1 protein-coding gene is annotated in these 4,648 nt (G+C 62.1%); it reads left to right on the forward strand.

Going from position 1 to position 4,648, the window contains the following annotated elements; all coding sequences use genetic code 11:
• Window positions 1–69: 69 nt before the first annotated feature.
• Window positions 70–4,648 (forward strand): response regulator (locus ACY69P_RS14375; protein ID WP_462327967.1); only part of this gene is annotated, 4,579 nt, incomplete at its 3' end.

Genomic DNA, 4,648 nt, shown 5'->3' on the forward strand with positions numbered 1-4,648 from the left:
GACGCCCCGTCAGTCTAGAGCAGTGGCTACCGCCTCGACACGGCCAAACCCCACGGGCCGGACGCCCAGGTGGACGACCTTGCCCAGCACAGCGTCGGCGTGCGCACCGCGTCCGCCGCGCAGCGACGCCTCAAGGAACTCCTCCCCGGCGTCCCCCTTGTGTCCTACTCATCGCAGGAAGCCATGATTCTGGCCGCGTACGAAGGACGCCTTGGCGCGGTCTGCGGCCCCAGCATTGTCATTGAAGAACTCTTGTCCAACCTTGGGCTGACCAGCGACTTTACAGCCTTTCCTTCCAGCAGCTTTCGCCTGACGCTGCATCCGGCCATTCCGTCGCGGACTCCCGAGCTCTCCGCCCTTGTGCGCAAGGGCTTTATGAACATCAGCTCCGCCGAGCTCAGTGAGCTGGAGCAGCGCTGGGTAACCTCGCCTGCCGCCCGCAACTACGTCCACCGTGGCGACCAGCTGGGCCTGACCGAATTCGAAAAAAAATGGCTGGGCGTGCACCCCGTGGTGCGCGTGGCGGTACGAAACGATACCCCGCCCCTTGAATTTGTCGACATAGACAGTGAATTCAAGGGCATCACCAAGGACATCCTCGACATCCTCGCGCAGCGGCTCAGCATACGCTTTCAGCCCGTGCCCAGCGATGCGCCGGAGCGAAGCGTTGATCAAGGCCGCGCGGACCTTTTGACCGCACCGGACCTCGCGGCCACAGGGTCCGGCAACCTCATCCCCACACAGCCCTATCTTTCCCTGCCCATTGTTGGCGTCTTACACACGTCCTCCCCCGCGCCGCAGAGCATTGGCGACCTTGAAGGGCACCTTGTCGCCACAACCGGGGACCCTGCCCTTACGGATATGCTCAAGGCCGCGCATCCCAAAATCAAATTTCTCGACGTTACCTCGCCCATGGCAGGCATTGATCTTGTGGCCTCCGGAGCCGCCCATGCGTATGTCGGCAGCATTGTCGGCGTAACCCACGCTCTCGACCTGCGCCGGTCGCCCAACCTGCACATTGCCCTCAAAACGCCCTATACGCAGGACTTCCGCTTTGGCACGCGGCCGGACTGGCCCGAACTGCGCGCCGTGCTGGGCAAGGCCATTACCACCATCTCCGAGGCGGAACAGCGCAGCGTGGAGCAAAAATGGCTTTCCGCCAGCACTCCCACATGGCGTCCGGACACCCTCAGCCTGTCCCTTGGTGGCGTCATTCTGCTCATGCTCGCCCTCAGCCTGTACTGGAACCGCAAACTCTCGCGCGAGGCAACCCGCCATGAGCAAACCGCCGATGCCCTCTCGCGCCGCGCCGCCACGGACTCGCTCATCAAGGAAGTGTCCATGCGGCTGGTGGAAAACGACTACGAAACCGCCATCATGCAGATACTGCCCATCCTTGGGCAGTTCATGCAGGCCGACCGCTCACGCATTGTGGAGTTTAAGACCGACGGCGAAAGCCTTGCCCTGCGCCACGAATGGTGCGCCCCCGACGTCGCCCCCCTGAAAAAGCATGTGGACGGCAAGCATATTTCGCTGTTTCCGCTGTACCTCAAGACCCTTCAGGACGGGCGCTCGCTCCTTATCCGCGACAATACGGGCCTGAAAACCGGTCCCGAGCATCAGGCGCGGCTCGCCACGGATTTTGGTGTCCAGTCGCTGCTGTATGTGCCCATTAAGCTGAGTGGTCCCGCACTGGGGTGCCTGTGCATTGATGCCTCCCGCAAGAACATGCCATGGCACACCGAAGAGATTGGCATGATGGAGCTGGTGGCGGAAATTATCGCCATTGCCAAAGCCCGCAACGATGCCGAGCGCGACCTGCACGAAAGCCGCGAGCGGTACAAACGCGCCACCTTTGCCGCCGCCGAAGGCCTCTGGGAAATCGACCTCGTCAGCGAGCAGGCGTACATGAGCCACGACTTCTGGGAGAAAATGGGCTTCGACGAAGCCACCATGCCCCACGACCTTGGCAGCTGGCTCGCCCACATGCCAGAGGACGACCGCAAACACGTGCTGCACCACGTAAAGGGCCGCCAACCGGGGGACACCGCCATAGACGTCACCTACCGCATCAAGACCGTTGGCGGCTCCGTACGGTGGATTCAGTCGCGCGGGATGATTGTGGACCTCTCCCCAAAGGGGGAACCGCTGCGCGCCACGGGCATCCACGTGGACGTCACCACCCAAAAGAAGGCCGAACGCGACCTGCGCCTTGCACGCATATCGCTGGAAAACGCCAAGGACGGCATCCTGTGGATTACCGAGGCCGGAGCCATTGTCTACTCCAACACCGCCAACGTTGCCCTGCTGGACTACAGCCGGTGGGAACTGCTGGCCCTTGCACCCAAGGATATCTGCCCGGACTTTGCCGACGAGCCGTGGTCCAGCGTCTGGCAGCGCCTGCACGAGGCTTCGCCCCAAACGTTTGAAACGCTTGTCAGGGCCAAAAGCGGCATCCTGTTCCCGGCAGAGGTAACGGCGTTTTTCATCAACTATGAGGATCAGGACGTCCTGAGCCTGACCATCCGCGACATATCGCAGCAAAAAAAGAACCAGCAGCAACTGGAGACCAGCCGCAAGCGCTACAAGTCCCTTTACGAAAGCGCCTCCATCGGCATCATCCTTTTTGACGGGTCCGGCATGCTGCAAGGGGCCAATCCGCGCGCCCTGCAACTGCTCCAGTACGAGGAAGAAGACCTTGTCGGCCTGCCGCCCGGACGGATTCTGGGCACGGACGATACGCACGTCTTCAATGAGGCCATGCAAACGGTGCTGGATGGCCATACATGGACCCAGCATATGACGTTCATCCGCAAGGACGGCTCCACCTTCCCGGCGGACACCAGCACCTGCCTTGCCGAGTACAACCTCGTCCAAATGATGGTCCGCGACACCACAGAGACCCATAACATGGAACGCAACCTGCGCCGCTCCAAGGACGAAGCCGACGCGGCCAACCGGGCGAAATCCGTTTTCCTGTCCAACATCAGCCACGAGATACGAACGCCCATGAACGGCGTGCTGGGGCTGGCGGACCTGCTTTCGCAGACCGGGCTTTCCCGCCGCCAGTATGAATATGTTATGGGCATCAAGCAGTCGGGTGAAATACTGCTGTCCATCATCAACGACATTTTGGAGTTCACTCAAATAGAGGAAGGCCGCGTCCACCTCTCGGCGCGCCCCTTCAGCCTGCGCGATACCGTCGTTGCGGCGCTCCAGCCCTATTCCTTCCTCGCGGAGACCAAGGGGCTGACCCTTATCATTACTATTGCGGAAGACGCCCACGACTCCCTGCTGGGCGACGCGCAGCGGCTGACGCAGGTGCTGGCCAACCTCGTCTCCAACGCCATCAAATTCACCGAGGCAGGCGAGGTGCGTGTGGACATTGCGCAAAACACGGAGCACACCCCGCCAAACGAAATCACTTTTACGGTCAGCGACACGGGCCGCGGCATCCCGCAGGAGCGCCAAGCCGCGGTGTTCAAGGCCTTTGAGCAAGCCGACCAGACCGCAACCCGCAACTCAGGCGGCGTGGGCATGGGCCTGACTGTGGCCTCGCGGCTGGTGCGGCTGATGGGGGGCACGCTGTCCATGCAGACCACGCCCGGCGTGGGGAGCAGCTTCTTTTTCACCATCAGCTTCGACGCATCGCCCGTGCCCATTCCCGGCGGCATCCATGACGCCACGGCGGGCATGCGTGGCCGGCGCTGCATCATCGTGGACGGCAACCCGACCTCCCTGCGCTTCCTGCGCGCCAGCCTTGAGCAGATGGGCCTCTTCCCCATGGTGGCCGCCACCGGCAAGGACGCCACCACAGCCCTGGAACAGGCCAAGACCAAAGGACTGAACGTGGAGGTCATCATCGTGGACGAATCGCTGCCGGACATGCCCGGCAGCGAGCTGATTTCCACACTCAAGGCCAACGCGGACACAGCGGACATCCCCGTTGTGCTTCTGCAATCACGCGAAAACGCCCACGACGAAAACGAGCGCCACCCGCAGGTGGCGGCAACGTTGCACAAGCCGCTCCTCATCAAAGCCATCCACGCGACGCTTTCCAAGCTGCTGCCCGCCAAGGACGACGAGGACCAAAGCACAGGGCATCTGCTTCGCACACAAAACCCCCGCCGCATTCTGCTGGCGGAGGATACGGAGATTAACCGCAACGTGGCGCTGAATATGCTGGAACAGTTTGGGCACAAGACCACCGTCGCGCACGACGGCAAACGCGCCGTGGACCTCTTCTCCACCCACGAGTTCGACCTCGTCATTATGGATGTGCAGATGCCCATCATGAACGGCATGGACGCGGCGGGGCACATCCGCGCGCTGGAAAAGCAGGAAGAGCGCCCCCGCACCCCCATCATCGCCATGACCGCCCACCTCTCCCCGGACGACCGCCAGAGCATTCTTCATGCAGGCATGGACGACCTCGTGTCCAAGCCCACCCGCCCACAGGACCTCTTTTCGGCCATTGAACGCAATACCCCCGCAAAGGAACCCGCCGACTCGGAAAACGGCGACTCCGTGCCGGAACAGCCCCCCTACGCGCTGGACCACGAACGCCTTGCCATGAGTTTTGGCAACAATACTGCCTTCCTCAAGGAAAACATCGCCATCCTTATGGCGGAGGTGCCAAGCCGCCTTG

It is taken from the genome of Desulfobaculum sp., assembly GCF_054921475.1.